The sequence below is a fragment of the Clostridium sp. CX1 genome (genome assembly GCF_025398335.1).
Classification (GTDB): domain Bacteria; phylum Bacillota; class Clostridia; order Clostridiales; family Clostridiaceae; genus Clostridium_AM; species Clostridium_AM tanneri.
In genome coordinates, this window is sequence record NZ_JAODOO010000010.1 from 157,200 (window position 1) to 167,876 (window position 10,677).

Annotated in this window: 11 protein-coding genes; 9 read left to right on the top strand and 2 right to left on the bottom strand. The window is 30.5% G+C overall.

Annotated elements, in window-relative coordinates; translation table 11 throughout:
* The first annotated feature begins 63 nt into the window (after positions 1-63).
* Both N4T77_RS12685 and N4T77_RS12690 read left to right on the top strand, forming a co-directional pair.
* Positions 64-693 (top strand): hypothetical protein, encoded by a 630-nt coding sequence (locus tag N4T77_RS12685; RefSeq protein WP_261672175.1) that lies wholly within the window; start codon positions 64-66, stop codon positions 691-693.
* Between the two features lie 91 nt (positions 694-784).
* Entirely contained in the window at positions 785-1,507 is a 723-nt protein-coding gene (locus tag N4T77_RS12690) for a VanW family protein (RefSeq protein WP_261672176.1), read from the top strand.
* Between the two features lie 75 nt (positions 1,508-1,582).
* Here N4T77_RS12690 and N4T77_RS12695 read toward each other — a convergent pair whose 3' ends face one another.
* Positions 1,583-2,443, bottom strand: a complete 861-nt coding sequence (locus N4T77_RS12695) for a hypothetical protein (RefSeq protein WP_261672177.1) — start codon at positions 2,441-2,443, stop codon at positions 1,583-1,585.
* A gap of 611 nt (positions 2,444-3,054) precedes the next feature.
* On the opposite strand from N4T77_RS12695, the gene N4T77_RS12700 reads away from it, so the two are divergent.
* The 5 genes from N4T77_RS12700 (at position 3,055) to N4T77_RS12720 (ending at position 8,711) form a co-directional block, all read left to right on the top strand.
* The gene (locus N4T77_RS12700) at positions 3,055-4,263 is read left to right on the top strand and encodes an MFS transporter (RefSeq protein WP_261672178.1); all 1,209 of its coding nucleotides are present in this window, start codon (positions 3,055-3,057) and stop codon (positions 4,261-4,263) included.
* A 19-nt stretch (positions 4,264-4,282) separates the two neighbouring features.
* On the top strand, positions 4,283-4,990 hold the full coding sequence (gene deoD / locus N4T77_RS12705; protein ID WP_261672179.1) for a purine-nucleoside phosphorylase: 708 nt from the start codon (positions 4,283-4,285) through the stop codon (positions 4,988-4,990).
* A 124-nt stretch (positions 4,991-5,114) separates the two neighbouring features.
* Positions 5,115-7,553, top strand: coding sequence for an ABC transporter substrate-binding protein (locus N4T77_RS12710; protein ID WP_261672180.1), 2,439 nt, complete (start codon positions 5,115-5,117; stop codon positions 7,551-7,553).
* 287 nt (positions 7,554-7,840) lie between these two features.
* Positions 7,841-8,044 carry a cold-shock protein gene (locus tag N4T77_RS12715; RefSeq protein ID WP_261672181.1) on the top strand — a complete coding sequence of 68 codons (204 nt, stop codon included), beginning with the start codon at positions 7,841-7,843 and terminating at the stop codon, positions 8,042-8,044.
* Between the two features lie 166 nt (positions 8,045-8,210).
* Entirely contained in the window at positions 8,211-8,711 is a 501-nt protein-coding gene (locus N4T77_RS12720) for a hypothetical protein (RefSeq protein WP_261672187.1), read from the top strand.
* Between the two features lie 316 nt (positions 8,712-9,027).
* On the opposite strand, the gene N4T77_RS12725 is transcribed toward N4T77_RS12720, so the two are convergent.
* Positions 9,028-9,339, bottom strand: coding sequence for a YciI family protein (locus N4T77_RS12725; RefSeq protein WP_261672182.1), 312 nt, complete (start codon positions 9,337-9,339; stop codon positions 9,028-9,030).
* 430 nt (positions 9,340-9,769) lie between these two features.
* Between N4T77_RS12725 and N4T77_RS12730 the strand changes: the two genes are divergently transcribed.
* Positions 9,770-10,231, top strand: coding sequence for a peptidylprolyl isomerase (locus N4T77_RS12730; protein ID WP_261672188.1), 462 nt, complete (start codon positions 9,770-9,772; stop codon positions 10,229-10,231).
* A gap of 12 nt (positions 10,232-10,243) precedes the next feature.
* A complete protein-coding gene (locus tag N4T77_RS12735; RefSeq protein ID WP_261672183.1) occupies positions 10,244-10,669 on the top strand; it encodes a hypothetical protein in 426 nt (141 codons plus the stop codon).
* The last annotated feature ends 8 nt before the right edge of the window (positions 10,670-10,677 follow it).

Consider the following 10,677-nt stretch of genomic DNA (forward strand, 5'->3'; position numbering starts at 1 on the left):
ACTAAATTTTCATATATGTGGCAAAATATAAAAAATAACCTATATTTTAAAAGGGGTGCTAATATGAAAAAAATAGTATTATCACTTATCTGCTTTATGCTGTCATTTACTGTGGGTTTTGTTTATGCCAAAAATACTCTTAGCGTAACTGTTGAAGATAGAGAAGTGGAAAATAATGGAGAATATATTATGGATAGAAATAAAATATATGTATCCGAAGATGGACTAAAGAGAGATTTTTACTTTAATATATTTTATAACAAGGATCAAAATAAGGTGGATTTATATGATACTAGAAAGATCTCTCTTGAAGAAAGAGTTAAGTTATTTGAAGAATTTGCACAGTATTGTTCTCCAGAAAATTCTAAATCTGCTGCTTTTCTTTGGGCTGAGGGAGTTAAAAAAAGAAATGGAGTATTTCAGTATGCTGCATTAAATAAGCCACTAAAAGAAAAATTTAAGGCTGCAGCAGAAAACAAAGGAAGCTGGGTAACTGGAACTTCAAATCCTTGGGTTGATAGCTATGAGATAAAAGAAAAAAAAGTAAATGAATCAACTTGGGAATATAATATAGTTTTTAAGGCTGTAACTTCGCAAGATGAAGTTTACGCCTGGAATGCAACTTTACTAATTAGTGAAGAGGAAGGTAAATGGAGAATAATAGATATTAAAAAGAATTTTGATATTATGTAATATAATAAAATTAGTAAAATAGTATTTATTCATTAATATTAAGTATTATATCAAGCAAATACGCAAATATTATCTATGGAGGTGATAATATTTGCGTAATAATAAATTTAGTACAATACTTTTAACTTTATTTTTTCTTGTATCTTTATCTGGGTGTAAAAATAATCAGTCGGTTACTCCTCAAGGGCAATTAGAAAATAAAAATAATACACCAATAAGGGAAAGTAAACAGCAGGCACAGACAAAGACTGAGCCTCCATCTTCACAGCAGCCTCCAGCACCTAAAACAGAACCGAAGGAAACACCAAAGGAAGCACCAAAACCAGCACCAAAAAAAGAATCACCTAAAAAGATAACGGAAGAAAGTAGAGTTTTAGCAAGTTTCAACACAATTATACTAGATAGTGAAAGTAATAGAGTTAGTAACATAAGACTTGCAGCTCAAAAAATTAATGGATATATACTTAAGCCGGAAGAAACCTTTTCATTTAATGAGGTAGTAGGAAAGAGAAATTATGAAAATGGATATAAAAAGTCCAGAATTTTAGTAAATGGAAAGGGAGATGAAGGTGTAGGTGGTGGCATATGCCAATTAAGTAGCACCTTGTATAACGCAGCTGAAAAATCAGGTTTAGAAATTATAGAAAGACATTCTCATAGTGGAGAAGTTTCTTATGTTCCAAGAGGTAGAGATGCAGCAGTTAGCTATGGGTATAAGGATTTAAAGTTTAAAAATATCAATAGTTACCCTGTTAAATTGAGTGTGAGCGTTAAAAATGGAAAGGTATATGCTTCTATTTCAAAGGTAAAATAAAAGTAATGCTTAGAAATATAATTTTTAATAAAAATATGTAGACAAGATAAAATTTGTCTACATATTTTTTTACTATTAGTTTCCGAGAGCACAAATTACCTGTCTTTCGCTACCTATAGTTTTTATTTTAGGGGATATATATATACAGTCATAGGATGCTTCCTTACATTTTAGACAGAAAGAGCAGCCAGTTCTAGGCAGGTTATTAATACCTTTTACATAATGAGCAACCTCTGCTGATTTTTCTGAGAGACTAAGAAAACTCCTGTAATTTAAGAAACATCTAGTATGAGGATGCATAGGGTCAGATAAAATTAAGTCTTTTTTACCGTATTCAACAATAGTTCCTTTATACATAATAGCGATGTTATCCACACAGCTAACTACAGATTGGAGTTTCTTTGATATTAATATGAAGCTGCAATTTTCCTTTTTTAATTCTTCTATTTGCTCTAATATATAGTTTTTTGCTTTTGGTTCTGCATCAAAAATACTATCGTCTAAAACTATGAGTTCTGGTTTGATTAAAAAGGCTAATGCAAGCATAAGTCTTTGCTTTTCATAAGCTTCTAACTTATATGGCAAGCTTTTTAGTAGAATCTCAGTATTAGGACAAAGTAAATTGCCTAGTATTTCTTTCAGCTTCACCTCAGATTCATTTAGGGACAACCCGCTATGCTGAGAAATAACCTCAAGGCATTGCTTTCCAATAGAGCGTATAGGGTTTAAGGAAGTCAAATATGCCTTTATTAAAGACATGAAGGTATTATTCACCTTCTTAGAATGATTTGTTGCTATTGTTATTATATTTTCACCTTTGAAAGTAACTTTGCTGTTAATAGATAATTTCTTTTTATTATTTATGATCATTAAAAATTCGCCAGGTTTAATATCAACAGAAATTGTTTCCTTTAGCAAAACGTTATTCTCCTTCATACATACACACTCCTTATATAATTAATAACATAATGGAAAGTAAGTTTTTCTTTTATCTAAATAAATACATTATTTATTAAGTCAAATTTATATTAAATAAATAATTAACAGCTTTGTATTATATTTAACAACTATTATGTTAATATGTTAACATGAATTATCAGAAAATTCTAGTAAGTTTTTTGATAATTATATAAAAATCGTTTTTCTTTTTTCAGCATTTTATTATTAGAAAAAGCGTTGATATCTATGATTTGTTAAAAAATAACCATTTCTTTTGTAAAATGTTAACTGTAAGTAAAATATTGTGAAAACTTAATGATTTACCTAAATTAAAGTAAACCATCTTAATTTTATGTATAGTCCTAGTGAAAATTAAAACAAAATAAGTACTTGTATGTGAGAAAATTAAAAAAAGATAAGCATATAACTATCATACACAAAGAAAATTAAATTGTGCTATAATTATTCCGATATATTTTTGAAGAAAAGGAATTATATCGACAATTTATACAAAAGATAGTGTAGGAATAAGTAAAGTAATATAAAATTAAGAACTCTTTAAAAATAGTATATACTATGCGAATTTTATAGAAATTTTGGAGGTATTTATGGAATTAAGTAGCAAAAAAGATTATTTTGTGGTAGAATTTTTTGTAGCCTTTTTAGTAGTATTTGGTGTTGTTATGTTTCTACCGATGTTTCCTAATCTTCAGGAAACTTTTGGAGTAACTGTTTCTAAAATAGCTTGGCTACCTAATATAGGATATTTAACCATGATATTATTTTCTCCTCTAGTGGGAAAGGTAATAAAAAAAATAGGGGCAAAAAAACTTTTGCTATTTTGTTTGTTTTTGTGGGTAGCTGGGATATGCATAGAGCTTTTAGCTATTAAGATATTGAGCTATGGCTTATTTGTCTTTGGTAGATTTATAGAGGGCATAGGAGAAGCTACTTTTTTTCCTATTCTTTTATCTATTAATAAAGCTGTGATGAAGGAAGAAAAGGATAGTAAAATAGGAGCAAGTCTTATTGAAACAGGTTCTGCTATAGGAGGGCTGATTGCAGCAATTCTTGCAGGATATTTTCTAAATTCACCTCAAGTATTCTTACTTATACCAATAGCTTTAGGAGTTATGGTGTGGATATTTGTTTTACTAAAGATTAAAGAAGTAGTTTTAGAAGAAAGGGAAGATTTAGTGACAACTGGGGCAGGAGAGAGTAAAAAAGCGTATATAAGCTTGTTATTTATGATTTTCGGAACTCAAATGGTATTTGCATCTTCTCAAGTGTTTTTAGCTTATTATATGGAGATATTTGCAGCAGTAAATAGAACTGGATTTTTAATATCTCTAGAGCAAATCTTAATCGCAGTAGGGACAATTGTACCGGTAATACTTCTTAAAAGACTTTCTTTTATAAATATAAGAAACATATTGTTAGTGGTATTTTTACTAGGTTCTGTTTTATTAGCTATGCAAATTTCTTTCGGTATATCTGTAATAAGCTTACTTATTATAACATTATTTGTGGGAATAGGTTTTACAACATTAAATATTTATCTATCTAGGGCTGTAGTATCAAATGCATCACAAAAAATGTCCTTATATACCTCAGTAAGGTTTGCAGCAGGATTTTTCCTATCCTTTACCTGGGGGAAATTTATAGAAGTTTACAGAAACTTAGGACATAGTTATTCAGAAACCTTTTATGTGCTATACCTTATTACTGCTTCATTAGCAGTAGTAATATTTTTTATAGTATATTTACTGCAAAAAGAAGATTTATCTTTTTGGAAAAGCAGAGACTTAACTAATTAAAATAACAGGAGGTAACAAAATGAGTGTTCACATTAATGCAAAAGAAAATCAAATAGCAGAGAGTATATTACTGCCAGGAGATCCACTAAGAGCTAAGTTTATAGCAGAAAACTTTCTTGAAGATGTTATATGTTATAACGAAGTAAGGGGAATGTATGGATTTACAGGAACTTATAAAGGTAAAAGAGTTTCAGTTCAAGGAACTGGTATGGGAATACCATCTATATCTATTTATGTTAATGAGTTAATTCAAAGTTATGGAGTTAAAAACCTTATAAGAGTTGGAACTTGTGGTTCCTTCCAAGAATCTGTTAAGGTTAGGGATATAGTTATAGGATCAGCAGCATCTACTGATTCTAATATAAATAAAATAAGATTTAACGGAAGAGATTTTGCTCCTACGGCAAGCTTTAAATTATTAAAAAAAGCTTACGATATAGCAGTAGAAAAAGGCTTTGATCCAAAAGTAGGTAATATTTTTAGTTCGGATACTTTCTACCATGACAATCCTGAGGACTGGAAACAGTGGGCTAATTTTGGATGTTTAGCAGTTGAAATGGAAGCTGCTGGACTTTATACTTTGGCAGCTAAGTATGGAGTTGATGCACTTACTATACTTACAGTAAGTGACCACATAGTAACTGGAGAAATTACTACAGCAGAAGAAAGACAAACAACTTTCACAAAGATGATTGAAGTTGCACTTGATACTGTGAATTCACTGTAGTCTTTTTATAATTTATTCTGACCTGTTGACAAAGTTATTTTGACAACAGGTTTTTTTACAAAATTTATATAGCATAATAATATTTGGATTATTAGATTATATGACTAACTGTGGGGGATGTTCTATGTTTACATTTAGAAAAACAAAAGCAACAGAAGAAACTAAGGATAAAGAAGAAATATATAATAATAACCTTGGACTACTAGTGCGTAATGAAGAGTGCATCGTAGACAAAATTAGTAATAAAATTAACGAAACTAGTTTTGTAGTAGAAAACCTTATATTAACTATTAATAGTATTTCACAATATATTGAAGTCCAGTTTGGTTCTATAAACAAAGTTATAGATCAAATTAACACTTATTCTGCTTTAGCAGAGGAAGTTTCTGCGAGCATAGATAGTTCAAAACAGCTTTACTCCCAAACCCTAGAGGTATCAAGAAAAGGAAGTGACGCTGTAAATGAATCTATAGGTGCGATGGAAGATATACAGAACTCGGTTACTTACTCAAAAACTGTAGTAAATACTCTTAGCAATAAAGCTACTGATATACACAGCATGTTAGATGTCATAAAAGACATTGCTAATAATACAAATTTGTTGGCATTAAATGCATCTATTGAGGCCGCAAGAGCTGGAGAAGCTGGGAGAGGCTTTGCTGTTGTAGCTTCAGAGGTTAAAAAATTAGCTCAAAGAAGTATGGAATCAGTTTCTTATATATCCAACACTATTAGTGAAATTAATGACAGTATAAAAAGCACTATAACAGCAATGGATGAGACTATAGAAAAAGTAAAAAAAGGATCTGATATAGCAGGCAATACTCTAGAGGTTTTTGGAAAAATAACAGAAGCAGTAAACGAGGGCAACAATGTAATGGAAGAAATTGCTTCAGCAGTTGCTACTCAAACTAAAAGCCTTGAAGGAGTAATAGATTCTACTGATGACATGAATAATACCTCTGAGAAATTGATGTTTGTAGTTGAAAGTGCTTCTCTTAGCACCCAGTACACTAAAACTTCACTGGCATCATTATATAATGTATCAGAGGACTTAAAAGTTACTACTAAGGATCTATTAAACAGTATGGATGCACAGATACAGGAAGATATAGTGCTTAGAACTTGTATAGGTTCACATCCAAATAGTTATGATCCATCTATATCCTATGATTACGAAATAGTGAGTATACTATCAAACCTACATTCAGGAATTCTGATTATAGGTGAATCTGGTGATATTTCACCTGGAATTGCTAAGAGCTGGTATGTGGAGGACGATAATCTTACATGGGTATTTAATTTGCGTAAAGGGGCAAGATTTCATAATGGTAAAGAGATATTAGCAGAAGATGTTAAGTACTGCTATGAAAGACTATTGAGCCCTGAACTTAATTCACCTAATAGTTGGACGCTGGAGGATATTGAGGGAGCAAGAGAGTTTAGAAATGGCAGTTGCTCTTCTGTAAGTGGTATAAAAATTTTAAATAAGTACTGTATTTCTATAAAGTTATCCAAGCCTTACAGTGGATTTCTTCTAAACCTTGGACAGGGTTTTTGTGCTGTTATGGACAAAGAGGAATTGAAAAAAGGAAATATAGTAGGCTGTGGAGCTTTTATTTTAGCAAAGACAGATGAAGAGGAGTGTGTATTAACATCTTTTAAGGACTACTTTAACGGAGCACCTTACATAGATAAAATAGTTATTAAATTCAGTAAGGAAAAACTTGCAGAGCGCATTATAGATAGAGATTATGACTTTGCTCTTATAGATAGTAAAGAGGATATTGACAAGATAAAAAATCAAGATATGTTATGCATGAATACAAAGGTAGTAATGGGAACCTATTATGCTGGATTTAATTTGGACTCAAGATCAATATTTGCATCTAATGTTGAACTAAGAAAAGCCTTAAATTTAGCTGTAAATAAAAAGAGAATAATAACTGAGCTCCTTGGAGATATGGGAGAGGAGGCTAAAGGGCCGATTCCACCTTCAATCATAGATAACTCATATCTTACTGAAATTTCTTATAATCCTGGTCTTGCAGAGGAATTATTGAGAAAAAACAATGCCCAAGGTAATACTATTAGCATTTTGTATAGAGATACTAGTGAGGATATACTTTTTAATAAAATAACTAATTATATTATTGAAGACTTAGCTGCTCTAGGAATTTCCTGTAAGCTTATTAAAGTTCCGGTTTCAGAATATCTAAATCCGGAAAGTATTAAGAAATGCGATTTGTGCATAGGAAGATGGATAGCAGATTCAGGAGATCCGGATAATTTCCTTCAACCGATATTTAATCCAGCAAATGTAGCTAATCTCTCTAGATATAATAATCCTTTAGTAATAGAAAAACTTGAGGAAGCTAAAGCCTTGATAAATCCTAACAAAAAACTTCAACTTTACAGAGAGATTCAGCAAATTATAATAAAAGACATGCCTTGGATTTTTCTATACCATCCTAAAGTTGCAGTAGGCCACAGAAAAGGTATTTTAGGATTAAGATTAAATCCACTTGGTTTTATAAATTATGATAATATAATAGTAAGATAACAGGAACCTATGTGACTATATGCTGACTAAAGAATTTACCACTTAGCTGAGAGACAATCGCCATCTTTTTATGAGCAAAAAATAAATTTTTGTATTTTTATAGTATTAAATTTTTCATTAATGCAAACAATAGATTTACAACGTAGTTTACGACGCACAATAATAAATTATTTTTTAAAAAATTTTGTTAACTTTACATTATTGTGTTATACTAGTTAACATTAGAAGAAAACACTGTTAACATAAGAAGAGATATCAGTGAATATTTTATTTTAGGAGGAAATACAATGAAGACAGGAACAGTAAAATGGTTTAATTCAGAAAAAGGATTTGGATTTATTGAAGTAGAAGGAGAAGATGATGTTTTTGTTCATTTCTCAGCTATACAAGGAAACGAAGGAAGAAAAAACCTTGAAGAAGGTCAAAAGGTTCAATTTGATGTAGAGAAAGGTCCTAGAGGTCCTCAAGCATCTAATGTAGTAAAACTATAAAAGTAATCTTTAATATTTTAATATATAGATATTATAGACATCAAATGTTTTGCCACCTTAACAAAGGTGGTTTTTTATCTAATTATAAGATTATAAATATAATTTTATATAACCTTGTTTCAAATAATTTAAAAGGAGAATAGTTGTGGTAAGAAAAATTTATAAAATGAAAAAAACAATATCTGTAAAACAGTTTATTTCTGAATTAGGAGAAGACTTCTCTGAACATATGAAGGAAAGATTATTAGATTTAAACTTAAGATCCGTTTTAACAAGAAAAGAAGATTATAATAAGGTAGATATCAAACATGTAGAACATACAATGTATGGTTCTAATGAAGATAAGGAACAAAAAGAATACTCTTATGGGCAGTTAATAGTTGACGACGGAGTGTTATATTTTTCAGAAAAAGCTATGGAAAATGATTATGTAATGCAGGCACCAGTTGTAAGTACTATATATAGTTCCCTAGGAAATGAGACTACGACAATGGATGAGGGAGTAAATGCCAAAAAAGTAGATGATACTAACATTGATTATGTTGTAGATACTATATTAGGCGTATGTCCAGAAGTATCTCAATCTTATCTAGATATTGTGAAAGAGATGACTTCACGTTCAGACATTAAAGCGAAAAGTAATAGTAATAGCAAAAGCTATATTTAAATTATATGAAATTAGAAAGTAGACAAATCTCTAGAGAACAATTCTGAAATATTTGATCTCATCCTTCTAATTTAATCCATAGGCTATAAAGATTCATACTAAAGGGTGCTTTACAGTGCAGAATTTTGTTATATTTTCGTAAAAAGTGATTTTAGAAGAATTAAATGAAATAATATTTAGAAGATGGATTTTGTACAAATTTACCAATTGCAATAATAGCCTCTCCGTCAAAGATTAAAGATAGAGAGGTTATTATATAATTGCTAAGGGGACAGGTCAACGGATATTATAATCTAGCCCAAAGTTGAAGGTGCTGTTAATTTTTTTTATATAGTTCCATAAACATTGGACCAACCTTGCAAGTCTTAATATCAATTTTCTCCCAAACATTCTGTTTAACATAGGGTTCTATTTTTAAGTATTCATCCAACTCAGTTCTTGAAGCAAACTCAGATATAATTACTGATCCAATCATTTTTTCATTATCATCTAGTATAGCAGCAGCATATAAGTGTTTACCTTCCCTAAATAATTTGTCAGTGAGCTTTAGATGTTCATCACGAGCTGCTAGACGTCTATCTAGTGCACCGTTATCTGTTGCATCGTAGGCAGTAATAAAAAATTGCATTATATCACATCCTTTCCTTTCAATTATATAATAGATAAGTTGAAATCATCAACTAGTAACTGACAATTATACTTAATATATGACTATTATGAGTTTTTATACCTTCATAAAAATTAACATATATATAAACTAATAGAGAAGTGGTAGCAAAATATAATTTATAGATTGAAAGAATATGTTATGAGATATATTGAACTTGAAAACATATTTTGGTAACATACTTATAGATTTATTAATGCGTAATTTAAGGAGGATGCAGAGTATGAAATTCGTAAATCTAAAGAAAAAGTTAACCACCCTTATCATGATTATGCTTGCTATATCAATAGCTGGGTGTTCAAAAGCTCCTAGCACAGGTACAAGTGATAAGAAAGAAAACAGTAATTATAAAAGCCAGTATAGCGGTAAAAAACCAGTTGTTAGTATTCAAATGGAGAATGGAGCAATAATTAAAGCAGAATTATACCCGGATACAGCTCCTAAGACTGTAGATAACTTTATAGCCTTGGTACAAAAGGGTTTTTACGATGGATTAATATTTCATAGAGTAATTCCAGAGTTTATGATACAGGGAGGGGATCCAACAGGAACTGGTACTGGTGGACCAGGATACACAATTCCGGGAGAGTTCAAAAGTAATGGTTTTAACAACGATTTAAAACATAGCAAGGGAGTCCTTTCTATGGCTAGAAGCGAAGATCCTGATTCTGCTGGTTCTCAATTCTTTATTATGGTTAAGGATAGCCCTCACTTGGATGGAGATTATGCAGCTTTTGGAAAGATAATTGAGGGTATGGATGAAGTTGATAAAATAGTTAATGCAAAAAGAGATGAAAAAAATAAGCCTTTAACTGATCAAAAAATGAAGAAGGTTACTGTAGAAATAAAATAGAGGAGGCTAAAAATGTACATAGCATTTGGAAATCAAGTTATAGATAGTAAAGAGATTAAAGAAACTATTGAAGAAAATACAGAGTTTAAAGTAATTAAGGATATGAGTAAAGGGTCAAAAAGAGAAGATATACTGGCTTTTAATCTAAGTGTTGGTGTAGATGTTTTAAAAGATATGATGGAGGAAGATTACGAAGAGGACTACAATGTAGATCAAAGTAATGAGGATGATCTATTTGAAGAATACCTTACATTAGCAGAAGATCTTGCAACGGATATTAAAGAATATATACCAGAAGAGGCTATTTTAGATATTAGAGCTTATAAACTGGATGAATCGTATGGAGATATAAAGTTAATTGCGGTAATAGCTCATGAGGATCTTGGAGAGCTAAAATTAAGAGATATTATGAAGAGACTTTTAACTCAGGCAGAATAATGTCTAAA